The sequence below is a fragment of the Aliiruegeria sabulilitoris genome, from assembly GCF_001558155.1.
GTDB lineage: Bacteria > Pseudomonadota > Alphaproteobacteria > Rhodobacterales > Rhodobacteraceae > Tropicimonas > Tropicimonas sabulilitoris.
Genome location: NZ_LOAS01000013.1, coordinates 98124 through 118916 on the forward strand (window position 1 = coordinate 98124; position 20793 = coordinate 118916).

The 20793-nt window shown below is 63.2% G+C and carries 23 protein-coding genes; 12 read left to right on the forward strand and 11 right to left on the reverse strand.

Going from position 1 to position 20793, the window contains the following annotated elements:
* Positions 1-17: 17 nt before the first annotated feature.
* Both AX756_RS13835 and AX756_RS13840 read right to left on the reverse strand, forming a co-directional pair.
* A complete protein-coding gene (locus tag AX756_RS13835) occupies positions 18-827 on the reverse strand; it encodes a class I SAM-dependent methyltransferase (RefSeq protein WP_156461502.1) in 810 nt (269 codons plus the stop codon).
* 383 nt (positions 828-1210) lie between these two features.
* Entirely contained in the window at positions 1211-1453 is a 243-nt protein-coding gene (locus AX756_RS13840) for a hypothetical protein (RefSeq protein ID WP_068312431.1), read from the reverse strand.
* 563 nt (positions 1454-2016) lie between these two features.
* On the opposite strand from AX756_RS13840, the gene AX756_RS13845 reads away from it, so the two are divergent.
* From AX756_RS13845 to AX756_RS13855, 3 genes are all read left to right on the forward strand, one after another.
* Positions 2017-2304, forward strand: a complete 288-nt coding sequence (locus AX756_RS13845; protein WP_068312434.1) for a co-chaperone GroES — start codon at positions 2017-2019, stop codon at positions 2302-2304.
* A 57-nt stretch (positions 2305-2361) separates the two neighbouring features.
* Positions 2362-4008 (forward strand): chaperonin GroEL, encoded by a 1647-nt coding sequence (groL, locus tag AX756_RS13850; protein ID WP_068312437.1) that lies wholly within the window; start codon positions 2362-2364, stop codon positions 4006-4008.
* A gap of 131 nt (positions 4009-4139) precedes the next feature.
* Complete coding sequence (locus tag AX756_RS13855) at positions 4140-5042, forward strand: GGDEF domain-containing protein (protein WP_068312440.1); 903 nt, start codon at positions 4140-4142, stop codon at positions 5040-5042.
* A 39-nt stretch (positions 5043-5081) separates the two neighbouring features.
* Here AX756_RS13855 and AX756_RS13860 read toward each other — a convergent pair whose 3' ends face one another.
* Complete coding sequence (locus AX756_RS13860) at positions 5082-5549, reverse strand: NUDIX domain-containing protein (RefSeq protein WP_068312731.1); 468 nt, start codon at positions 5547-5549, stop codon at positions 5082-5084.
* A 26-nt stretch (positions 5550-5575) separates the two neighbouring features.
* Positions 5576-5815, reverse strand: a complete 240-nt coding sequence (locus tag AX756_RS13865) for a DUF8831 family protein (protein ID WP_068312443.1) — start codon at positions 5813-5815, stop codon at positions 5576-5578.
* A 343-nt stretch (positions 5816-6158) separates the two neighbouring features.
* Between AX756_RS13865 and AX756_RS13870 the strand changes: the two genes are divergently transcribed.
* The 4 genes from AX756_RS13870 to AX756_RS13885 are packed head-to-tail and all read left to right on the forward strand — an operon-like array spanning position 6159 to position 7466.
* The gene (locus tag AX756_RS13870; protein ID WP_068312446.1) at positions 6159-6449 is read left to right on the forward strand and encodes a DUF6455 family protein; all 291 of its coding nucleotides are present in this window, start codon (positions 6159-6161) and stop codon (positions 6447-6449) included.
* Positions 6450-6463: 14 nt separating this feature from the next.
* Entirely contained in the window at positions 6464-6727 is a 264-nt protein-coding gene (locus tag AX756_RS13875) for a DUF6455 family protein (RefSeq protein ID WP_068312450.1), read from the forward strand.
* Between the two features lie 56 nt (positions 6728-6783).
* Positions 6784-7134, forward strand: coding sequence for a YigZ family protein (locus AX756_RS13880; protein ID WP_068312453.1), 351 nt, complete (start codon positions 6784-6786; stop codon positions 7132-7134).
* 47 nt (positions 7135-7181) lie between these two features.
* Complete coding sequence (locus AX756_RS13885) at positions 7182-7466, forward strand: hypothetical protein (protein WP_068312456.1); 285 nt, start codon at positions 7182-7184, stop codon at positions 7464-7466.
* Here AX756_RS13885 and rimO read toward each other — a convergent pair.
* Complete coding sequence (gene rimO / locus AX756_RS13890; RefSeq protein ID WP_068312459.1) at positions 7463-8842, reverse strand: 30S ribosomal protein S12 methylthiotransferase RimO; 1380 nt, start codon at positions 8840-8842, stop codon at positions 7463-7465. The genes AX756_RS13885 and rimO overlap by 4 nt on opposite strands.
* Positions 8843-8884: 42 nt before the next feature.
* A complete protein-coding gene (locus AX756_RS13895) occupies positions 8885-10780 on the reverse strand; it encodes a tetratricopeptide repeat protein (RefSeq protein ID WP_068312461.1) in 1896 nt (631 codons plus the stop codon).
* A gap of 157 nt (positions 10781-10937) precedes the next feature.
* Between AX756_RS13895 and AX756_RS26075 the strand changes: the two genes are divergently transcribed.
* Positions 10938-11144 carry a YjiS-like domain-containing protein gene (locus tag AX756_RS26075; RefSeq protein ID WP_068312463.1) on the forward strand — a complete coding sequence of 69 codons (207 nt, stop codon included), beginning with the start codon at positions 10938-10940 and terminating at the stop codon, positions 11142-11144.
* Positions 11145-11166: 22 nt separating this feature from the next.
* Here AX756_RS26075 and AX756_RS13905 read toward each other — a convergent pair whose 3' ends face one another.
* The 3 genes from AX756_RS13905 to AX756_RS13915 all read right to left on the reverse strand — a co-directional run bounded on the left by AX756_RS13905 (position 11167) and on the right by AX756_RS13915 (position 13627).
* A complete protein-coding gene (locus AX756_RS13905) occupies positions 11167-11928 on the reverse strand; it encodes an ABC transporter permease (RefSeq protein ID WP_068312466.1) in 762 nt (253 codons plus the stop codon).
* Positions 11925-12860 (reverse strand): ABC transporter ATP-binding protein, encoded by a 936-nt coding sequence (locus tag AX756_RS13910; protein WP_068312469.1) that lies wholly within the window; start codon positions 12858-12860, stop codon positions 11925-11927. The genes AX756_RS13905 and AX756_RS13910 overlap by 4 nt, the downstream gene beginning before the upstream one ends.
* Before the next feature lie 161 nt (positions 12861-13021).
* On the reverse strand, positions 13022-13627 hold the full coding sequence (locus tag AX756_RS13915; protein ID WP_068312472.1) for a GcrA family cell cycle regulator: 606 nt from the start codon (positions 13625-13627) through the stop codon (positions 13022-13024).
* Between the two features lie 145 nt (positions 13628-13772).
* Between AX756_RS13915 and AX756_RS13920 the strand changes: the two genes are divergently transcribed.
* From AX756_RS13920 to argF, 3 genes are all read left to right on the forward strand, one after another.
* Complete coding sequence (locus AX756_RS13920) at positions 13773-14576, forward strand: ABC transporter permease (RefSeq protein WP_068312475.1); 804 nt, start codon at positions 13773-13775, stop codon at positions 14574-14576.
* Positions 14577-15020: 444 nt separating this feature from the next.
* Positions 15021-16202 (forward strand): aspartate aminotransferase family protein, encoded by a 1182-nt coding sequence (locus AX756_RS13925; protein WP_068312478.1) that lies wholly within the window; start codon positions 15021-15023, stop codon positions 16200-16202.
* Between the two features lie 94 nt (positions 16203-16296).
* Positions 16297-17226, forward strand: coding sequence for an ornithine carbamoyltransferase (gene argF, locus AX756_RS13930; protein ID WP_068312481.1), 930 nt, complete (start codon positions 16297-16299; stop codon positions 17224-17226).
* Between the two features lie 104 nt (positions 17227-17330).
* Here the strand turns inward: argF and hrpB are convergent, their stop codons facing one another.
* Positions 17331-19763 carry an ATP-dependent helicase HrpB gene (gene hrpB / locus AX756_RS13935; protein WP_068312487.1) on the reverse strand — a complete coding sequence of 811 codons (2433 nt, stop codon included), beginning with the start codon at positions 19761-19763 and terminating at the stop codon, positions 17331-17333.
* A 6-nt stretch (positions 19764-19769) separates the two neighbouring features.
* Entirely contained in the window at positions 19770-20474 is a 705-nt protein-coding gene (locus AX756_RS13940) for a DUF3108 domain-containing protein (protein ID WP_068312490.1), read from the reverse strand.
* Between the two features lie 50 nt (positions 20475-20524).
* Here AX756_RS13940 and AX756_RS25665 point away from each other — a divergent pair, with 50 nt between their 5' ends.
* Positions 20525-20773 (forward strand): hypothetical protein, encoded by a 249-nt coding sequence (locus AX756_RS25665; RefSeq protein WP_156461503.1) that lies wholly within the window; start codon positions 20525-20527, stop codon positions 20771-20773.
* Positions 20774-20793: the final 20 nt, after the last annotated feature.

The window sequence follows — 20793 nt, forward strand, 5'->3', positions numbered from 1 at the left end:
AGACCGCCCCGATGCATTCAACTACCCGCCTGTTTGGATTTCTTGACATCGTCCACGATTCGGCTGTCAGCGCGTGCACACCAGTATTTGCGCAATCGTTGGTAAAGGCCCGTTTGCTCGTCCGCTGGCTGTATGTCCAGTGAAACCGGCTCGGGTCCAGGTTTTCGGATGATGGCGACTTCGGTCATGGGGCCGAATACGCCTATCGATGGACGATAAAAACGCCTGATCTCCGTTTCCAAGTTGGTCGCTCGATAGATAAGCAGGGGCAAATCGTAGCCATATCGCCATGTCACGAGCGAGCCGTTTTCGTCTTGCGGATTGCCGTGATATTCTGGTTCGCCGACGATACTCACCTGTCCGTCCGACTGAAGGAACGCCACCTGTTCACTATTCGGCATTTCGTATATCGGTGTCGTGAACAGGCAGACACCGCCCGGACGAAGTGTCCGATAACATTCCGCAATCGTATCGAAGGGCCGAAACACATGCTCCAGCACATCGATATGCACGACTAGATCGAAAGTCTCGTCTTCGAAAGTCTGTTCCTCGGCGTTTTCGTTCCGCAGATCGCCCACCATTTCGCCAAACGGACTGTCTGGGAAGAAGCCTGAGGCAATGTAGTTTTTCGTCTTTTCCTGCAGGAATTTCGAGAACGCCAGTCCCAAAGGGGCAACCTCATGCGAGGTCAATTCGGCGATTTCGCTTTCTGAGAAGATTGACCGCAAGGTGTCGACTAGGGCACGTTCGCGGGTTAGGCAAAAATGGCCGGGACATTCGGGCAAAGAGACCCCATCGCGCCCCGAGTTGTAGTCATCGGTTGTCAAGAAGCGACACGTCAGCGTGCAGATGGGGCATCGAGCTTCCCGTGAGAATCCGTTCACTTTTTCGTCCCTAGATAGTTAAGCACAGGCTTATCAGTTCACAGAAACGTTCTTCAGATTCTGAGCATGTCTGATGCTAGCTAAATGGTTGCGTCGGTGCCATTGGTAAATGCTCAGGGTCTGAAATGAATACTGGAGGCTTCCTCCCTAAAATGGCCCCCTGTCTTGTGCGTCTGCAAAGAATGATTGGTGGTCGTCCCGTCTCGCTGAATATCACGCTTGCAGGGAGACAGGTGACCCGCCTGCAGCGAACGGACGCGCGTTGGGCGTACTAACCGGTGAGATCAGTCCGCCCCCGACAGAAATCGGAGGCGGACTGATTGTTTCTAGGTTATCGGCATGGCGCGTAGCCAGCCGATCCAGCGCGGGAACCATACCCGCAGGCGCCATGCGGGGCGGGGCTTCGGTGGGGCGTCGCGCTCTGCATTGTCCAGCATTGCCGCGATTTCGGCGCGCACGGCCGGGCTCTCGGGCAGGTTGACTGTGGCGTGCAGCAGGAAGCTGTCCCGCCGGAACCGCTCAGCGTTTATTTCATTCAGGTGATTGATGTCGGTGATGGGCGGTATCATCGTGAGCCTCGTCGTCGAGAAATTCCTGTTCAATGGTGGCCTGTCGGCCAGAATGGGACGCCTTGTCCTGGCGTGGGAGAGAAACACTGGTGCAAGTCATGAAAGACACCTCGCTCGTTGGGTTTGTGCATGGATGGCCCGCCCCGGGGGAGGGACCGAAAAGAGATGGGGGTCTCCGGGGAGCCGGACTCGATACGGATCAATCTGGGCCGAAGCGGCGGCGGAACGCTTTCGCGTGTCCGGGGGCGTCAGGGGCGGTTGAAAGATCTGCCGGGAGGACGGCCTGCGCGGGGCGCATGGCCGGAGAGCTGGAGCCTGCTCAGCAGGCGTGGGTAAGGGTGCTCATCATTAATAGTCCTCCTGTCGCAACTAGCGCAGTGGGGACCGCCTAGCACGCATGGCTGCGGCCATACACAGGCGGCGCGAACGAAATTCGATTTCGTGGCTTTTTTGCAAAGGAAGCTGTTGACTCGATTGGTGCGCTTGCCTACATCCCTCGCGTTAGCACTCACGGTTGGTGAGTGACAAAAATCGAAACACCTAGAACGTAGGAGCGTTCCGACATGGCATTTACTCCGCTGCATGACCGGGTTCTGGTCGAGCGTGTCGAAAGCGACGAAAAAACCGCTGGCGGCCTGATCATCCCCGACTCTGCCAAGGAAAAGCCGGCCGAGGGCATGATTATTGCCTGCGGCGAAGGTGCCCGCAAGGACAGCGGCGAGCTGATCCCGATGGGTGTCAAGGAAGGTGACAAGGTTCTGTTCGGCAAGTGGTCCGGCACGGAAGTCACCGTCGACGGCAAAGAACTGCTGATCATGAAGGAAAGCGACATCCTGGGGATCATTTCCTGATCTCTGGCGTTGCGCCACACCCTTCCACGAAATTCAAGTATTCAGGAGTAGCAACCAATGGCTGCTAAGGACGTCAAGTTCGAATCCGAAGCCCGCAACAAGATGCTCAAGGGCGTCAACATCCTGGCCGACGCGGTCAAGGTGACCCTCGGCCCCAAAGGCCGTAACGTGGTCATCGAGAAGTCCTTCGGTGCCCCGCGCATCACCAAGGACGGCGTGACTGTCGCCAAGGAAATCGAACTGGAAGACAAGTTCGAGAACATGGGCGCTCAGATGGTGAAGGAAGTTGCTTCCCGCACCAATGACGAGGCCGGCGACGGCACCACCACCGCCACCGTTCTGGCCCAGGCGATCATCCGCGAAGGTCTCAAGTCCGTTGCCGCTGGCATGAACCCGATGGACCTCAAGCGCGGCATCGACCTTGCCGTTGCCAAGGTCATCGAGAACATCAAGGCCTCTGCCCGTGACGTGACCGACAGCGACGAAGTCGCCCAGGTCGGAACCATTTCCGCCAACGGCGAAGCCGAAATCGGCCGTCAGATCGCCGACGCGATGCAGAAGGTCGGCAACGAGGGTGTCATCACCGTCGAGGAGAACAAGGGCCTTGAGACCGAGACCGAGGTCGTCGAGGGCATGCAGTTCGATCGCGGCTATCTCTCGCCCTACTTCGTCACCAACCCTGACAAGATGATTGCCGAACTGGAAGACTGCCTCATCCTGCTGCACGAGAAGAAGCTCTCCTCGCTGCAGCCGATGGTTCCGCTGCTGGAAACCGTCATCCAGTCCTCCAAACCGCTCCTGATCATCGCTGAAGACGTCGAAGGCGAGGCCCTGGCCACGCTCGTCGTCAACAAGCTGCGTGGCGGCCTCAAGATCGCTGCCGTCAAGGCTCCGGGCTTCGGCGACCGTCGCAAGGCCATGCTGCAGGACATCGCGATTCTGACCGGCGGCCAGGTCATCTCCGAAGATCTCGGCATGAAGCTGGAGAATGTCACCATCGACATGCTCGGCTCTGCCAAGAAGATCGCCATCACCAAGGACGAGACCACCATCGTCGACGGCAATGGCGAGAAGGCCGAGATCGAAGCCCGCGTCGCCCAGATCCGTCAGCAGATCGAAGAGACCACGTCGGATTACGACCGCGAGAAGCTTCAGGAACGTGTTGCCAAGCTGGCCGGCGGCGTTGCCGTCATCCGCGTCGGCGGCATGACCGAAGTCGAAGTGAAGGAGCGCAAGGACCGCGTCGATGACGCGCTGAACGCGACCCGCGCCGCTGTTCAGGAAGGTGTTGTCGTCGGTGGCGGCGTTGCGCTTCTGCACGGTGCCAAGGCCCTCGAGGGCATGGTAGGCGCCAACTCCGACCAGAACGCCGGTATCACCATCGTGCGCAAGGCGCTTGAGGCGCCGCTGCGCCAGATCGCCGAGAACTCCGGTGTTGACGGTTCGGTTGTTGCTGGCAAGATCCGCGAGAGCTCCGATCCGACCTTCGGCTTCAACGCCCAGACCGAAGAATATGGCGACATGTTCAAGTTCGGCGTCATCGATCCGGCCAAGGTTGTCCGCACCGCGCTGGAAGACGCTGCTTCCGTCGCTTCGCTGCTGATCACCACGGAAGCCATGGTTGCCGACAAGCCCGAGAAATCGGGTGGCGGCGGCGGCATGCCCGACATGGGTGGCATGGGCGGCATGGGCGGCATGATGTAATCACGCCGTCTGCACGTCAGACATTGGGAAGGGGTCGCGTTTCGCGGCCCCTTTTCCTTTTGGTGTCCGGTAGCCGTTCTTGAGCCTTCTTTAAGGAGACGCGGGGTAGTGTCCATTCGGAGGTATGGTCGATGCGGTTCTACGACGCTCTGGACAGGATTTTCCCGTGCTCTTACGCGGCCAAGTTTGGCTTTGTCCTTGTGCTTGCCCTTGCCTGTCCGCTCCTGACCGCCTGGTTGATACCTGTGAACAGTGCCGGGGGCGCCCTTGTGCAAATCTTCGCTGCCATCGTCGGAGGAATAGTCGCCTTCCGGGCCATTCTCGGGCTTCTGTCTCCGCTGTCGCGGGTTGCAGCCGCGCTTCAGCGGATCGAGGCCGGTCATCGGGCGCGGCTTCTGCCGGTTGGCCATCGGGACGAGTTGGGTCTCCTGATGGAATGCACGAACCGCCTTGCAACGGGTCTGGACACCCATCTGGACCTGGGATCTGAAAAAGCCGACAGGGATTCGATCACGGGGATTCTCAATCGTCGCGGTGTCGAGCGCTTGATCCCGTCGCTGCAATTCGGTGCGATCATCTTGATCGATCTCGATCACTTCGAGCAGGTCAACGACAGGCATGGTCGCCATGTCGGGAACAGGCTTCTGATCGAGGTGGCGGATCTGCTGGGAGACACGGTTCGACAGCGGGACGTGCTGGCCAGATTCGGTGAAGCGGAATTCCTCGTCTGTCTTACAGAGGTCGGGATGGAGCAGGCGCGGCAGACGGCGGACCGAATTCACAGGTTGATCGAAGACAGGATCCGCGTCGATGGGCAGGTTGTGACGGCCTCGATCGGTGTTGCCTGCAGGGAGCGTGACCTTGCCGATGCGAAGATGTTCGAAGCGGCGGATCGGGCCATGCAGGCCGCCAGGGAAAGCGGGCGCAACAATATCGTTTGCGCGGAGCGTCTCTCTTCGCCGTCGGAGCTGATGGAGGACAGGCCACGCGTGGAAGGTCTGGTCAGGGGGCAGGGAGCGCAACGAGTGGCATGAGCCGGTCCGAGCCGGGCGGTTTTCACGACCGAGCCGAGCTCACTTGATGAGAAGCTCCAACGGGTCGTAGTGAATCCCATCCCCCCAGGCTGCCTCGGGCAGTCCGTCGGGTTTGAAGCGTAACTGCTCCATATCCGCGCGGCTTGCCCAGATCCGGTTGGAAACGATGCCTTCTGGATCGCGCCATGTGGAGGAAAGCGTGCCGCTTTCGAGCGTGCAACGGAAGAATATCTCGACTTGGTGAAAGCTCGCAGCCGGTGCGTGAAACTCGTTCACGAGGCAGGGCAGGCCAACGGCGATCCGCAGGCCGGTTTCTTCCATCACCTCCCGGCAAAGGTTGTCCGGCAGGGATTGCCCGGGCTGAACCCCGCCGCCGGGCGCGCACCACAGATCGGATTGCGCCCCCGGCCAGGCATTGACCAACAACAGGCGCTCCTCGGAGAGGATCAGGGCCCTTACGGCTAGGCGAGGCGTCTTGTCATCAAGAAGGGTGTCTGTCGGCGTCACCGCCTCGGAGGAAGGTGGGCGCTCTGTCAAGTGTCCTCGCTGCGCAGCCGGTAGATGCCCTCGGGCAGGTTGAGAGCGGCAGTCAGGTCGCGCAACTGTCCGGGCGAAAGCGTGATCTTCTGGACTGTGTCCGTCCGCGGATCGAGTTGCTCGATGGTCACGCATTCCTCGAATGCGTGGATCACGACATCTTCGTTGATCGGCATTGGGCCCTCGTCCACGAGGGTAATCACGGTGGCGTCGAATTCATGCTCAATGGTAAACATGGATCGCAGGGTAGCGGCTGCCCGGCATTCCGCCAGCGTGAAGCGAAGGTCGTCGCGCGGCCTCTGGTCGCGGTGGGCTGTCTGCTTGCGGACAAGTCCAGTGGTGCCGCCCGGATGGTGGTTGGTTGTTCAGGAAATACCGTTCATCTGCGTTTGCCCGTGAAATGGGCGTGTTGGACCCGGGTGCCTGTTTGGGTGGCGGTAAAGCTGAAATCTCGTCCAATTTCCGGGCGATTTTCGGAATGGCAGCTATGCGCGGGGCGCTGATTGACCTGAGTCAAGGCGCGTTAGCGTGCAAAATGCGACGGGAGACGCGGAAAAATCGAAGACAGGAATTGCGCAAATGAAACCACTCGGCCCGGAGAAAGACCATTACTGGCTGGCGCTCAGCATGGCCAAGGCGGCAGGTGTGGATTTGCAGGCTGCCATCGACAGCGGACGTTTCAGCCAGGATAAATGGGCTGCAACCGTTCAGCGTTGCCGCGGCTGCGACTGGGGCGGCGATTGCCCGCACTGGCTGCGCGAGCATCCCGAGACCGATCACGTCCCCGAAACCTGCGTGAACCACAAGCTGTTCTCGACACTGAAGGCGGAACAGGACGCAAAGCGCGCAGACGGACCGAGCGAAACCTGACAAGCGAGAGCGAAATGTGTTATCCAGGCGACACCGATTTCCATTTCTGGCTGACCCGAAGCGTGGGGCGCAGCATTGGCCTGAATTTCCGCCAGGCACTCGATGATGGCCGCCTGAGCGCGGATGGCTATCTGAGCCTGGTTCAAGCCTGCCAGGTCTGTGAGCATGTTACCTCCTGCCAACATTGGCTTGGCGGACAGAAGGGCCTGCCTCGGCAGAAGCGTGCGCCGGAATTCTGCCGGATCGGCGAAAAACTGGATGCGCTGAAGCCGCACTGATCTGGCCACTTCCGCAACGACGTGATCTGATCGGGGCGGAAAAGGCGTAGGAACTCATGGACATCTTCGACGGCATCCTGAGCGACCGCGGATCGAAATACGCGGTCTCCGGCGCGACCGCTGAGAGCCGCGAAGAGGCAACTGCTGTCGTCAAGCAACTTTGCCGAAAGAAGAAGTTCGCCAAGGCCACCCATAACAGCTGGGCGGTCCTGCTCCCGGACGGGCCATTGAAGAACGACGACGGCGAGAGCGGGGCAGGGATGGTCATCCTGCGAATGCTGGAGCGCGAGGGGCTGGAAAACCACGTCGTGATCGTGACGCGCTGGTATGGCGGCGTGAAGCTTGGCGGCGACCGTTTTCGTCGGGTGCAGGATGCCGTGCGCTATTACTTCGACAATCGAAGCTGACGGGCTGGCGATGTGCTAGACTGTTTTCGTTGCAACGGAGAAATGTCATGCGCACGGCTTTCATCATCCTCCCCCTTGGCCTGTCGCTTCTGGCCTGCACCGAACCGCCGGCGGGCCAGAGCCTGCCCCTTATGGGCGGATATCGTGACCCGGCCGATCAATGTGTCCGCGTCGGGGAGAACGCCTTTACCAACCAGTTCCTGGATCACACGGCCGACCTCGTTGGCTGCCCGGTGGGCTACGAAGGCACCGGCGTCTTCGTGACCGAAACGGGTGGCGTACTGGTCGCGCAGGCCGATGGCTATGAGCTCTACTCGGTGCCGAGAAATTAGACCAGCCGGCCCCAGAGGTCGTATTCGCTGGCCTCATCCACTTCGACGGTCACGATCTGGCCCGGCTGAAGCGCCTCGAAGCCTTCGTCGATGAAGAGATTGCCGTCGATCTCCGGTGCATCCGCCTTGGTCCGGCAGGTCGCGGCGTCGTCCTCGACTAGGTCGACGATCACCTCCATGCGCTGGCCGACCTTCGCGGCCAGCTTGGCCTCGGAAATGGCCTGCGCCTTTTCCATGAAGCGCTCCCAGCGATCCTGTTTGACCTCGGCGGGTACGTGATCGGGCAGGTCGTTCGAGCGCGCGCCGTCCACGTTCTCGTATTGAAAGCAGCCGACGCGGTCGAGTTGTGCCTCGTCCATCCAGTCCAGAAGCGTCTGGAACTCCGCTTCCGTTTCGCCGGGATAGCCGACGATGAAGGTCGAACGCAGCACGAGGTCGGGGCAGACCGCACGCCAGGCGGCGATCTCGTCCAGTGTTTTCGCTGCCGCCGCGGGCCGGGCCATGCGCTTGAGCGTATCCGGGTGGGCGTGCTGGTACGGAATGTCGAGATAGGGCAGGACAAGCCCCTCGGCCATGAGCGGGATCAGTTCGCGCACATGCGGGTAGGGATAGATGTAGTGCAGCCGCACCCAGGCGCCGAACTGCCCCAATTCGCGGGCGAGATCGGTGATGTGGCTGCGCACTTCGCCGCCCTTCCAGGGGTGGCTGTCATGCTTGCGGTCCACGCCATAGGCCGAGCTGTCCTGGCTGATGACCAAGAGCTCCTTCACCCCGTTCTCCACCAGTTTCTCCGCTTCGCGCAGCACCGCATGGACAGGCCGGCTGGCCAGTTTTCCGCGCATGTCGGGGATGATGCAGAACTTGCACTTGTGGTTACAGCCCTCTGAAATCTTGAGATAACTGTAATGGCGCGGCGTGAGCCTTACGCCACTGGCCGGCATCAGGTCGATAAAGGGGTGCGGGTCCGGCGGCACGGCGGCATGCACCGCGTCCAACACCTGTTCGTATTGATGCGGACCGGTGACGGCCAGAACCTTTGGGTGAACGCCGGTGATGTATTCCGGCTCCGCCCCGAGGCAGCCGGTAACCAGAACCTTGCCATTCTCCGCCAGCGCCTCGCCGATGGCCTCCAGGCTCTCGGCCTTGGCGGAATCGAGGAAACCGCAGGTATTCACGATCACTGCATCGGCTCCGGCATAGTCGGAGGAAATGCCGTAGCCCTCGGCGCGCAACCGCGTCAGGATGCGTTCGCTGTCGACAAGCGCCTTCGGGCAGCCGAGCGAGACCATGCCGATGGTCGGCTGGCCGGGGCGGCTGGATTCGGAGACTTGCGCGCGGGCAAGATCGGGGCGGAGATCGGGCGGGTTGCTGGACATGTCGCAGCCTATAGACGAGCGCGCGCGATACGGAAAGGCCGCTCAATCCTCTTCCCAGAGCGCGAGCAGAATATCGCGATACTCGGGGTCGTGGCTCCATTTGGGCAGGAGCCGGTTCATCAATCCACGATTCATGTCCGGGTTGGTTTGGCGCCATTTGCGCCCCGCTTCGGTCGCGGCCTCCATGTTGCCCGCGCGCAGATGGGTGGCAAAGAGCATGCGGTATGCCCATGTGGCGCCCGGCGCCTCGCCCAGACCCTTTTCCACCAGGGCAATGGCTTCGTCATAACGTCCGATCGCCCGATAGGTCGCTGATCGTCCGAACAGAAGGTTGAAATGGAAGGGATCGAGCGGGCTGAGATGTTCCATCCGGTCGAAATGGGCAAAGGCTGCGTCGAAGTTTCCGGAGTAAACGGCGTTCCATCCCTTGCGCAGCCAGCCCCAGGCGTTGTTCGGGTCCATCGACAGCGCCCGGTCGAGGCAGGCTTCTGCCCGGGTGAAGTCGTTTATGGCAATGGAGTAGGCGGCGGCCAGGGCGACGAGCGCGGGCGGATCCTCCTGTGAGACGGGTTGGGCGCGGGCGATGAATTCCCGGGTGCGCGCAGCATTGCCGTCGGGATCGTTGCTCCAGAGGTAACAGGCCTGCTGTGCATGGCACCAGGCCTTCATAGCCAAGGCGCGGGGGTAATCCGGATCGCAGGCCAGCGCCTCGTCAAAAAGCGCCAGTGCCTTTGCATTCGCTTCCCGGTTATGGGTCCAAAAATGCGGATAGGCTGTCAGGACGAGGTCATAGGCGGTCCTGTCCCGCGCGGGTTTGGCGCGTGCCCGGTCAATCTCGGCGCTGCGCAGGCTGGGCGAAAGCTGGCCGGCCACATGTGCGGCGATCCGGTCCTGCAAATCGAACAGATCGTCGAGCCGGTCATCCTGCCGATCCGACCAGATGACGCGACCGCTCTCCGACAGCACGAGCCGCGTGGTGATGCGCACCCGGTCGCCCGCGCGTTGAATGCTGCCTTCGAGAAGGTAGGTCGCGCCGAGCTTTTTGCCGATCTCGGCATGCGACAAGCCCTGTCCGCGAAGTGCGAAACTGGACTGGCGCGCTATGACGTGGAAATCGCGGCTGCGGCTGAGCGAGGCGGTGATCTCTTCGACCACCCCATCGGCGAACACGCTGTCCGCGGCGCCGCCGATTTCGTCAAAGGGCAGGATCGCCAGAACCGGCGTCCCGTCACTGCCGGGGATGCATATCTCCGGCGCGGTTGCGACGGCGGCGGGGCTTGCCTGCCGCAGGGCCTCCGCCAGCGCGATGGTTTCCGGCATCACGGCGATATCGAGTTGCGCCGAAAGATAACTCTCGAACCGCTCCAGCCGGGCCAGCGCCGCCGAGCGGTCGCCACCCAGAGCGGCCGCGCGCAGAAGCATCTGCATGGCCAATTCGCTCGCAGGATCTGTATCCAGCGCGGCAGAGGCGGCAGCCTGGGCGGCGTCTGCGTCACCGGTCTCGAGCGCCTTGGCGGCCTGGCCGAGCCGGTCCTCGCGCGCCCGATCCTGATGCCGTAGCCGCGCGTCACGCAACCAATCCTCGAAGCCGCGCGAGGCGAGATCGAAGCCGTCGAGCAGCGGAGCGCCCTCTCCGGGCCGGATGTACAGGTCTTCGCCGGACAGGCGCACCTCGCGGCGATCCGCCAACAAGACATGTTCCGGCAGGCATCGGCGAAGGCGCGACAATTCCTGACGCAGAGAGGCTCCGGCCTGTTCGCGGCTGCGGTCGGACCAGAGCAGGTCCATCAGCACCGACCGCGACGCCGCCATGCCCGGCTGACAGGCCAGGTACGCCAATAGTGCCTGCCCCCGCTTCGACAGGCCTTCAATGGGCGAGCCGGCAGAATCCAAGGCCTCGAAGCTGCCTTCCAGGCGCAATGTGAGTGCGCGCGTCATGAGCCCCAAAGTAGCTGGTTTCACGCGAACAGATCAAATGCACCGTCACTTTTCACGAAGATTTTGCGCGCCGTTGCACGGGATTTACGCTGTCGATTGCGCTGGCATTGCGGAGGAAGCGCAGGATGGAGCTGTCAACACCAACAGGAGCCACTTCATGCAACAGATCCTCGATACCCGCGCCACCATCCGCCGCCCCTCCAGCAGTTCTTTCGCCACAAGGCTGCTTCGCCGGGTGATCGATGCCGACCGCCGCTATCGCGAGCGGCGCGCGCTGGTACGGCTGAGCAATGAACAGCTCGACGATATCGGCCAGTCGCGTGCCGAGATTGGCCGGATGATGCGCGGGGACAGTCGTTCTTGAAGATTCCAGCGGGCGTGCCCGATCAGGGCTTGATCCGCCAGCCGGAGCGAAAGATCCACCAGATCGTGGTCAGACAAGCAGACAGGAAGACCGTGATCGCCAGGATCGACAGGCCCACGGGCACATCCGCCAACCCGAAAAAGGACCAGCGGAAGCCGGAGATCAGGTAGACCACCGGGTTGAACAGGCTGACTGTCTGCCAGCCCGGCGGCAGCATGGTGATGGAATAGAAAGCCCCGCCAAGGAAAACGAGCGGCGTGATCACGAGCAACGGAATGAGCTGAAGCTGTTCGAAATTCCCGGCCCAGATGCCGATGATGAACCCCATCAGCGCGAAACTGACCGATGTCAGCACCAGGAACAGGACCATGAAGACTGGGTGCGCAATGGTCAGGTCCACGAAGAAGGTCGAGGTGATCAGGATAATGGCCGCGATCATCAGTGCCTTGGTCGCCGCCGCACCCACATAGCCGATGACGATCTCGATGAAGGAGACGGGCGCGGAGAGCAGCTCATAGATCGTGCCGATGAATTTCGGGAAATAGATCCCGAAGGAGGCATTCGTCACCGATTGCTGCAACAGCGTCAGCATCACAAGCCCCGGCACGATGAAGGCGCCATAGGGAATACCGTCCACCGTGTCGATGCGCTGGCCGATCGCCGTGCCGAAAACGACGAAGTAGAGCACCGTGGACAGGACCGGGGAGACGATGGATTGCGCCAGCGTCCGGAACGTCCGGTTCATCTCGTAGCTGTAGATGGACATCACCGCCTGCCAGTTCATTTCCCGGTCCTCCCCTCTTCCACCAGAGTGAGGAACACGTCCTCCAGCGAGCTTTGCCGGGTCGTCAGGTCCTTCAGCGAAAGCCCCGCCTCGGCCACGGCGCCCAGAAGCCGTGTCATGCCGGTGCGCTCCGCATGGGCGTCGAATTCATAGGTCAACCGCAAGCCATCTTCGGAGCGTTGCAACTCGAACCCCGCCAGCGATGATGGCAGTTCGGGCAAGGGCTCGCCCAGTTCCAGCACAAGCTCCTTGCGCCCCAACTGGTGGAGCAGCTTCGCCTTCTCCTCGACCAGCAACAGCCGTCCGTGGTCGATCACCCCGATCCGGTCGGCCATCTCCTCGGCCTCCTCGATATAATGGGTGGTCAGGATGATGGTCACGCCCTCCGCGCGCAGCAGGCGCACCAGCTCCCACATCTCCCGCCGGAGCGTCACATCCACCCCGGCCGTCGGCTCGTCGAGAAACAGCACGCGCGGCTCATGGCTCAGCGCCTTGGCGATCAGCACCCGCCGCTTCATGCCACCCGAAAGCTCCCGGTTGCGGCTGTCGCGCTTGTCCCAGAGCGACAGGGCGCGCAATACCTTTTCGATATGCGCATCGTCCCGCCGCTTGCCAAACAGCCCGCGCGAGAAGCGCACCGTGTTGATCACCTTCTCGAATGGCTCGATGCTGATCTCCTGCGGCACCAGCCCGATCATCTCGCGGGCCGCCCGGTAATCCTGCAAAATGTCGTGCCCGCCCACGCTCACGGAGCCGGCGCTTGGCGAGACCAGCCCGCAGATGATCGAAATCAAGGTCGTCTTGCCGGCACCATTGGGCCCGAGCAAGGCAAGGATCTCGCCCTCCTCGATGTCGAGGGTCACGCCTTTGAGCGCCTCGAAGCCGCCTTCATAGGTCTTGGCAAGATCCTGTATGGAAATGATGGCAGCCACGGCTGGCCTCCTTGTCAATGCCAACCGTTGGTAGCCTATTCCCGCGCTCAGGAAAACGCACACGGGACTGCGCCGACGCACAGTCCATCACCTGTCCCGAAATATCCCGGGGGAGGCGCGGCTTGCCGCGACGGGGCAGCGCCCCCGCCCGAGTCACGGTCTCAGCGCCGACGGTCGCGGCGCGAGGACATCGGCTGGAACGCGACGCCCACATGGGCTTCGCAATAGGGTTTGCCCTGCTGGACGGGCAGGCCGCAGAACCAGAATTCCTCGGTCGCCGGATCGCCGATTGGCCATTTGCAGGTCCGCTCGGTCAGTTCCATCAGCCCGAGCTTGCGCGCCTTCTTCTCGATCTCGCGCACCGAGGCCAGCGCCTCGGGGCTGATCTCGTTGGCCGAAGGCTGCGGCGGAAGCGGCTGGCCAGCCGGAATGATCTGGCGGCGCGGCGGCACGGCGGGAACTTCGGGCTCCGGTTGCGGCTCTGCGACGGGAGCGGGCTTGGCCTCGACTTTGGCAGGCTGTTCCTTAACGGGCTTCGGCTTGGGTGCCTCGGCCTTGGGGGCGGCAACCTTCTCCGGCGCTGCCTCGGCTGCCTTGGCCTTGTCGCTGCCGCCGCCGCCATTGCGGTTGGACAGCCCCAGCCGATGTACCTTGCCGATCACGGCATTGCGCGTCACGCCGCCAAGTTCCTTGGCGATCTGGCTCGCGCTCTGGCCTTCGCCCCACATCCGCTTCAGGGTCTCGACACGTTCTTCGGTCCAGGACATATGCCAGCCTCCAATACAGAAGGGCGCCCCCGGTTCGCTTTCACCGGCGCCGCCCTCACATTCAGGTTTGTCCTATTCTATGTCGCCCGATTGGGGGTTACAAGCGGCGCTGGAAACAAGGCCGGTCATTCGGCGGGAGATGGCAATGAGCGATATCACGAGCATGGGCGAACGCCGCTTCGGCCGCGTCAACTGGCTGGGGCTGCAAACGCTGACCGGGCGGGAGATCCGCCGCTTCCTGACCGTCTGGATGCAGACCGTCATGGCGCCGCTGGTCACGGCGGGGCTGTTCCTGACGATCTTCTCCATCGCCATCGGTCCGGGCCGCGGAGAGGTGATGGGCTTTGCCTATCTCCATTTCATCGCGCCGGGCATTCTCACCATGACCGTGGTGCAGAACGCCTTCGCCAATACCTCATCTTCGATCCTCGTCTCCAAGGTGCAGGGCAATATCGTCGACACGCTGATGCCGCCGCTCTCGCCGGGTGAGTTGGTCTGCGGCTATGTCGCGGGCGGCATTGCGCGCGGCCTCTTCGTCGCCGTTCCCATCGGCCTAATAATGATGCCGGTGATCGGTATCGAGATCCGCTCGCCGCTTCTGGCGCTGCTTTGCATCTCTCTTGGGGCGTCGCTCATGGCCGGGCTTGGCCTCATGGCGGGCATCTACGCACAGAAATTCGATCAGCTCGCCGCGGTCAGCAATTTCATCATCACCCCGCTCGCCTTCCTGTCGGGAACCTTCTACTCGGCCGAGGCGGTTCCGGACGCCATGCAGGCCATGCTGCACTGGAACCCGATGTTCTACCTGATCGATGGCATCCGCTTCTCGGTACTGGGTATCTCGGACAGCTCGCCGCTTCTGGGGCTCGCGATCCTGTCCACGGCGTCCGGGCTGGTCCTGTTCCTGTGCTGGCGGATGATGCGCACGGGTTACCGTCTCAAACCCTGACGTTTCGTTCCCGGCGTGACGCGAGAATAGCGCCGCCGGTTGGGATCACCATTACGCCCGTCACCGAGATCCTGTCCGGTCAAACGCCGAGGATTGAAACGTCTTGGGGCGAGGCAAAGAGCGTTGCCGTGACACACAGCGTCTTAGCCATCTGTACTTGTGCCCTCGCCTGCGGACGCGGGGGCCGAAATGCCTCATTCATGCAGCCGTGCTGTCCGGGCCCTTCGCCTGCCGCCAGCCAAAAACCGCTGGTCGTGCTCGAGAATTCCCGCTAAGCGGCTGCCCATGGCTTACCGCTGCGCATCCCCTGCAATCCGACGCATCCGTCGTCGCGCCTGACCCGGTCCAACCGGCGTCGGCCCTATCCGCGCACCCCAGCCTTCCCTCATTGACACGCCAAAAGCCCTCGGGCACTCATTCCATTCCTGATGTGAGGATAGAAAAATGGTCTCATCCATCCTGCCGACCTATAACCGCGCTCCGCTCCATTTCGTAAAGGGCGAAGGCTGCTGGCTGCAGGAGGCAGATGGTCGACGTTTTCTCGATCTCGGGGCCGGTATCGCCGTGAATGCCCTGGGCCACGCCAACCCGCATCTGGTGCGGGCGCTGACCGAACAGGCAGGCGCACTCTGGCACACCTCGAACCTCTACCATATCGACAAGCAACAGGCGCTGGCCGACCGACTGGTCGAGCTGACCTTCGCCGATACCTGCTTCTTCACCAATTCGGGTACCGAAGCGGCCGAACTGGCCATCAAGATGGCGCGCAAGTACTGGCACGAGAAGGGCCATTCGGAGCGGATGAAGATCATCACCTTCGAAGGCTCCTTCCACGGCCGCTCCTCGGCCGCCATCGCTGCATCCGGCTCGGAGAAGATGACCAAGGGCTTCGGCCCGCTGCTGCCGGGTTTCGTCCACCTGCCTTTCGGCGATCACGAGGCCTTTGCCGAGGCCATGAAAGATCCGGAGGTCGGCGCCGTGCTGGTTGAGCCGATCCAGGGCGAGGGCGGCATCCGCACCATGAACGACGCCTGTCTCAAGGGCATGCGCGCGGCCTGCGACGCCACCGGCACACTGCTGATCCTCGACGAGGTGCAATGCGGCATGGGCCGTACCGGCAAGCTTTTCGCCCATGAATGGACCGGGGCGACCCCGGATATCATGATGGTCGCAAAAGGCATCGGCGGCGGCTTCCCCATCGGCGCCGTGCTCGCCACGGAAGAGGCGGCCAGCGGCATGACCGCCGGAACTCACGGCTCCACCTATGGCGGCAACCCGCTCGGCTGCGCCGTGGCGCTCGCCGTTCTGGAGATTGTCGGCGAACCGGCTTTCCTGGAGGAGGTCTCCCGCAAGGCCGGCCTGCTGCGGCAGGGTCTCGAGGGCCTCGTCGCCAGCCATCCCGACATTTTCGAGGAGGTGCGCGGCGAAGGTCTCATGCTCGGCCTGCGCTGCAAGCCGCCGGTAGGCGACATCGTATCGGCCGCCTATGACGAGGAACTCATCGTTGTCCCCGCCGCCGAAAATGTCATCCGCCTGCTACCGGCTCTCAATATTTCCGAGGAGGAAATCTCCGAAGCGCTCTCCCGGCTCGACCGAACCGCCAGCCGCGCCGCCGAGACCGCCTGATCCTTCTCCTTTCTGAAAATATCCTCGGGGGGAGCGCGCATGGCGCGCGGGGGGCAGACAGCCCCCCACCCACCGCTCCACGAAAGACCGACACATGACACATTTCCTCGATATCAATACCACGGCGGCCCCCGAATTGCGGGCGATCATCGACAATGCCCGCGCCATCAAGGAGGCCCGGAATGGCCGCCCAAAGGGTGCGCCCGATGACGAGCAACCGCTTGCGGGTCACATGGTCGCGCTGATCTTCGAAAAGCCCTCGACCCGGACCCGCGTCTCCTTCGATGTGGGCGTGCGCCAGATGGGCGGGCAAACGATGGTGCTGTCGGGCAAGGAAATGCAGCTCGGCCATGGCGAGACCATCGCCGATACCGCCCGCGTGCTGTCGCGCTACGTGGACATGATCATGATCCGCACCTTCGAGGAGGCCACCCTGCAGGAGCTGGCTGAATACTCCTCCGTGCCGGTGATCAACGGACTGACCGACCGTACCCACCCCTGCCAGATCATGGCCGATATCCTTACGTTCGAGGAACATCGCGGCCCCATCGCCGGAAAAAAGGTCGTCTGGTCGGGCGACGGCAACAATGTCTGCGCCTCCTTCATCCACGCCGCCGGCCAGTTCGGTTTCGACCTGACCTTCACCGGCCCGCAAGTGCTGGACCCGGAGGATGTCTTCGTCGGTGAGGCGCGTTCCAAGGGCGTCTCGATCACCATCGAGCGCGACCCCGTCAAGGCCGTCGCGGGCGCCGATCTGGTCGTGACCGATACCTGGCTGTCGATGCACGATTCCCAATCTTCGCAGGAACGCCGGCATAACCTGTTGCGCCCATACCAGGTGAACAAGGAACTCATGAAGGCGGCCGGACCGGACGCGCTCTTCATGCACTGCCTGCCGGCCCATCGGAACGAGGAAGCGACAAGCGAGGTCATGGACGGCCCGCAATCGGTGATCTTCGACGAGGCCGAGAACCGCCTGCACGCGCAGAAAGCCATCATGCGCTGGTGCCTGCAAAACGCGTAAAGCATGACAGGGGGTGCGGGGGGCTGTAGCCCCCCGGACGCGCTCCGCAGGGGCGCGCCTCCCCCCGCTTCCAACGGCGTGAAGACGCCGCCGGGAAGGCCGGGTTACCGCCGGGGCTTGGCCCGGAGTGTCGGATCGGCCTGGGTCGGGTCTTCGGGCCAGGGATGCTTGGGGTAGCGCGCACGCATGTCCTTGCGGACGTCGGCATAGGAACTGGCCCAGAAACCGGGAATATCCATTGTCGTCTGAACTGGCCGGCCAGCTGGCGAGAGCAGCGTTACCCGCAGCGGGCGGTGCCGCGGGCCGATGGTCGGGTGACGGGTCACGCCGAACATTTCCTGCACGCGCACCGAGATCTCCGGTGCCTCGCCGGAATAATCGATCGGGATCTTGCGATCCATCGGCGTGACGAAGGCGCCCGGTATCTCACGGTCGAGACGTTGCATTCCGTCCCACCCGATCCTCTGGCGCAGCGGCTCGAGCAGGTCCAGCGACCGGATATCCTCAGCCGTGCGCACGCCGACCAGATGCGGCAGAAGCCACGTCTCGGCCTCCGCCAAAAGGGCCGCCTCCGACAGATCCGCGATCTCGCCTCCCTCGTCACGGTACAGCAGCGCACGGGCCTGAAGGCGACGGGCTGCGTCCGTCCATGGCAGGCCCAGCTCTCGCACACCCTCCAGCGCGGCATTCGCGAGCGCATCCGCAGGCGCGTCGCGCCAGATCCGGTCCGACAAGACAAGCGCACCGAACTTCTCCTGCTGGCGCGCCACCACCTTTCGTTCCCGCCGTGACCACTCGGCCAGGTCGTGCCAGCCGATCCGGTCCGCGAAAAGCCCGCGCAATTCGCTCTCGGCCAGCGGCAAGGCGAACCGGATGCGCGCGTTGCGGGTGTCGCCGTCGAGATCCGTGGCCACGATCATGCGCTGGCCCGCGAGCGGGTCGCTCTCGGCCATCACCGCGCCCTTGCCGCCGCTCAGCAGCCAGCGGGGCGCGTCGCCCGGACGCCGCAAGCCGATCCTGTCCGGATAGGCAAGCGCGGCGGCTTCGGCGGTGGAGCAGGGCGCGTGTTCCTCTGGTGCCATCCGGGCGAGGCGCTTGGCCTCCTTGCGGATGCGCTCGATGGCGCCGCGATTGGCTGTGCCGGCAGCCAAACGCGGGTCTTCCAGGGCTTTCAGCCGCAACCCAAGATCGCAAGGCGCGCCGCGCAGCGGGTCGCGATCGCCAAGAAGGGCGGCGAGCGGTGCGGCTTGCCTGCCTGCTTTCAGCAACATGTGTGCGAGCCTCGGATGCAGGGGCAGGCGGGCCATTGCGCGGCCATGCGCCGTGATATGGCCGGCCGCATCCGTCGCGCCGAGTGCGGCGAGAAGGGCCTGCGCCTCGGCCAGTGCGCCCTCGGGCGGTGGGGTGAGGAAAGGCAGCTCGGCGCTGCCCCAGAGCGCGAGTTCGAGCGCAAGCGCGGTCAGATCCGCCGCCTCGATTTCAGGCGGCGGAAATGCGGCCAGACCGCCTTCCTCGCCCTTGGTCCAGAGCCGGTAGCAGTGCCCCGGTGCAAGGCGCCCGGCGCGTCCGGTCCGTTGTGTGGCCTCCGCCCGTGTCACCCGCTCGGTCACCAGCCGGGACATGCCTGAATTCGGGTCGAACCGGGCGCGGCGCGCGCGGCCGGAATCGACGACGCAGGTGATCCCCTCGATGGTCAGCGAGGTCTCGGCAATCGACGTGGCCAGAACGATCTTTCGTCCTGTCTCGGGCGGTGCAATGGCAGCACGCTGCGCCTTGAATTCCATGGCGCCGAAAAGCGGATGAATGGCGGTTCCGGGGAGCACGCGCTTGGATAGCAACGCCTCGGTGCGGCGAATTTCGCCTTCGCCGGGCAGGAAGACGAGCAGGCTGCCGTCGCTCGCGTCATGGGCCTTCAGCACCAGATCGGCCAGCGTCTCTTCCAGCCGGGCGCGCGGTGGCAGGGGGGCGTCGAGGTGATGGATATCGACCGCATAGGCGCGCCCCTCAGCGGTGACGATCGGCGCGTCTCCCATCAGCGCCGCCACCGGCGCGGCATCCAGCGTGGCGGACATCGGCAGCAGGATCAGGTCGTCCCGCAACGCCTCGCGCACCTCAAGGCACAGCGCAAGGCCGAGATCGGCGTTGAGCGAACGTTCGTGGAACTCGTCGAACAGGACTGCGCCGATACCGGAAAGCTCCGGATCCGATTGCAGCATCCTGGTGAGGATGCCCTCGGTGACAACTTCGATCCGCGTGGCCTTGCTGCAGCGCGACTCGCCGCGGATCCGGAAGCCGACCCGCTCGCCCACCGGTTCGCCCAACTGCTCGGCCAGCCGCTCGGCGGCCGCTCGCGCGGCAAGGCGGCGTGGCTCAAGCATGACGATCCTGCCCTCCACAAGGCCGGACTCCAGCAGCGCCAGTGGTACCCGCGTCGTCTTGCCCGCACCGGGCGGGGCCTGCAACACGGCACGTCCTTCGCGACGCAGCGCGGCCACAAGCTCCGGCAAGACGGGATCGATGGGAAGCGGTTCGAACATTCTCACTCAGCGACGCTGCATGCGGACCTTGCCCAAGGTCGTTGGTACGACGACCTCGCTGACGCGATAGGTGCCATCAGGCAGGACCGTATAGACCACGCTAAAGGGCCAGTGAACCTTCTCCGTCATTTCGCGGTCGGAAAACCCGTCGATGCGGGAATAGGTGCCGGGGCAGGTGAGTTGGTCGCCTTTGCGCATGCCGCCGCTCATCCGGATGCGCGTGCGTTCGCGTCCGTCAAAGGGCGAGATGTCGAGATTGCAGGCGAGATCCGCCGGGCGGTCGCGCAGGATGGCGAAGGCGGCGGTCATCGGGTCCACGGTGCCTTTCTGGTCCTTCGCCTCGGCATGGAAGGATTTGCGGTTCTTGTCCGGCGGGGTCTTGGTCACCTCCGGCGTCGCGTTGGCATAGCGGAAGGTGGCGTGCTTCGTCTTGCCCTTCTTGATCGCGGTTTCCTTGTAGAGCGCGGGCGAATAGCGGTTGCCGGAAACTCCGCCGCGAACCGCAACGCTGATCTGAGCCGGGTAGAGGCGGCTGGCCAGCCCCATGGAGGCGACCTGTCCGCTGGCCTCGTAGCGGCCATTGGCCTCCGATCCCTGGAAGGAGATCGTGCCGGCGCCGAATCCGGCGATCGAGACGGCGAAGCGGCCTTCTTCGGCTGCGGCAGACGTGGCGCAGGCGAGGGCAAGTGCCAGGACGGGAAGCAGGCGCATGATGGTATCCGCAAGGGTTTCGGGTTGGCTGAAAAGGGCAGGAAAAGCCGATGAAGGTCAACAGCGGGCCCGTGTTATTGAATGTCGACGGAGAGATTCCGCCGGCTTCAACCGTGCGATGGGCGCAGCGTTGCCCGGTTGGAAAAATTGACAGCCCCGGTATTCGCCAAACGAAAACGTCGGGCAACTTGCTTGCGGTTCAAGGGCAAAGACGCGAATTTGCGGCCAAATTGCCGGTTTTGGGCTTCCGACGGCCTGAATGCCGGGCCGGGCCGGTTCTGGACATTCCGGCCCGGTAAGCAGAAAGACGGGGCAAACC

What these genes read in the sequence shown, in the direction of transcription:
- AX756_RS13840 (WP_068312431.1), bottom strand. Translation starts at nt 1,453, where the DNA reads ATGATACCGCCCATCACCGACATCAATCACCTGAATGAAATAAACGCT.
- AX756_RS13845 (WP_068312434.1), top strand. Translation starts at nt 2,017, where the DNA reads ATGGCATTTACTCCGCTGCATGACCGGGTTCTGGTCGAGCGTGTCGAA.
- groL (WP_068312437.1), top strand. Translation starts at nt 2,362, where the DNA reads ATGGCTGCTAAGGACGTCAAGTTCGAATCCGAAGCCCGCAACAAGATG.
- AX756_RS13855 (WP_068312440.1), top strand. Translation starts at nt 4,140, where the DNA reads ATGCGGTTCTACGACGCTCTGGACAGGATTTTCCCGTGCTCTTACGCG.
- AX756_RS13865 (WP_068312443.1), bottom strand. Translation starts at nt 5,815, where the DNA reads ATGTTTACCATTGAGCATGAATTCGACGCCACCGTGATTACCCTCGTG.
- AX756_RS13870 (WP_068312446.1), top strand. Translation starts at nt 6,159, where the DNA reads ATGAAACCACTCGGCCCGGAGAAAGACCATTACTGGCTGGCGCTCAGC.
- AX756_RS13875 (WP_068312450.1), top strand. Translation starts at nt 6,464, where the DNA reads ATGTGTTATCCAGGCGACACCGATTTCCATTTCTGGCTGACCCGAAGC.
- AX756_RS13880 (WP_068312453.1), top strand. Translation starts at nt 6,784, where the DNA reads ATGGACATCTTCGACGGCATCCTGAGCGACCGCGGATCGAAATACGCG.
- AX756_RS13885 (WP_068312456.1), top strand. Translation starts at nt 7,182, where the DNA reads ATGCGCACGGCTTTCATCATCCTCCCCCTTGGCCTGTCGCTTCTGGCC.
- rimO (WP_068312459.1), bottom strand. Translation starts at nt 8,842, where the DNA reads ATGTCCAGCAACCCGCCCGATCTCCGCCCCGATCTTGCCCGCGCGCAA.
- AX756_RS13895 (WP_068312461.1), bottom strand. Translation starts at nt 10,780, where the DNA reads ATGACGCGCGCACTCACATTGCGCCTGGAAGGCAGCTTCGAGGCCTTG.
- AX756_RS26075 (WP_068312463.1), top strand. Translation starts at nt 10,938, where the DNA reads ATGCAACAGATCCTCGATACCCGCGCCACCATCCGCCGCCCCTCCAGC.
- AX756_RS13905 (WP_068312466.1), bottom strand. Translation starts at nt 11,928, where the DNA reads ATGAACTGGCAGGCGGTGATGTCCATCTACAGCTACGAGATGAACCGG.
- AX756_RS13915 (WP_068312472.1), bottom strand. Translation starts at nt 13,627, where the DNA reads ATGTCCTGGACCGAAGAACGTGTCGAGACCCTGAAGCGGATGTGGGGC.
- AX756_RS13920 (WP_068312475.1), top strand. Translation starts at nt 13,773, where the DNA reads ATGAGCGATATCACGAGCATGGGCGAACGCCGCTTCGGCCGCGTCAAC.
- AX756_RS13925 (WP_068312478.1), top strand. Translation starts at nt 15,021, where the DNA reads ATGGTCTCATCCATCCTGCCGACCTATAACCGCGCTCCGCTCCATTTC.
- argF (WP_068312481.1), top strand. Translation starts at nt 16,297, where the DNA reads ATGACACATTTCCTCGATATCAATACCACGGCGGCCCCCGAATTGCGG.
- hrpB (WP_068312487.1), bottom strand. Translation starts at nt 19,763, where the DNA reads ATGTTCGAACCGCTTCCCATCGATCCCGTCTTGCCGGAGCTTGTGGCC.
- AX756_RS13940 (WP_068312490.1), bottom strand. Translation starts at nt 20,474, where the DNA reads ATGCGCCTGCTTCCCGTCCTGGCACTTGCCCTCGCCTGCGCCACGTCT.
- AX756_RS25665 (WP_156461503.1), top strand. Translation starts at nt 20,525, where the DNA reads ATGAAGGTCAACAGCGGGCCCGTGTTATTGAATGTCGACGGAGAGATT.